Annotated in this window: 1 protein-coding gene; it reads left to right on the top strand. The window is 55.6% G+C overall.

Features of this window, described 5'->3' with window-relative positions:
- Positions 1-585 (top strand): AMP-binding protein (locus tag AC1DFM_RS34695; RefSeq protein ID WP_477081368.1); only part of this gene is annotated, 585 nt, incomplete at both ends.

Below are 585 nucleotides of genomic sequence, written 5' to 3'. Positions count from 1 at the left end.
CACTTTTGATGTATCGGTATGGGAACTGTTTCTGCCACTGTGCTGGGGCGCCCGTATGGTGCTCTGCCACAAAGATGATATCGGTGCGCCGGAGCGTTTGCGTGCCTTGATACAACGTCATGGCATCACCTGCCTGCATTTTGTGCCCGGCATGTTCAATGCCTTTATTACTGCTTTATTTGAAGACGAAGATATTAGTGTTGCTTTAGATAGCCTTCGGCTGGTAGTGACCAGTGGGGAGGCGTTGTCTGCCGAAACGGTGCGTAACTGGTATGCCCGTATGGCCGCTCCGGTACATAACCTGTACGGGCCTACGGAGGCGTCTGTAGACGTTACTTATTACGCCACGCGCCCGGGTGATCAGCGCATTCCGATAGGTCGCCCTATCTGGAATACACAACTCTATGTGCTGGGTGCAGACAACGCGGTGCAGCCGGTAGGCGTGGCCGGAGAGATCTGCATTGGCGGCGACGGGCTGGCCCGTGGTTACCTGAATAAACCGGAGCTGACGGCAGAGAAGTTTGTACCGCATCCTTTTACGGCTGGTCGCCGCATTTACCGCACCGGTGATATCGGTCGCTGGCT

This window comes from Chitinophaga sp. 05T412, from assembly GCF_056396465.1.
This window is presented reverse-complemented; position numbering and strand designations above follow the sequence as displayed.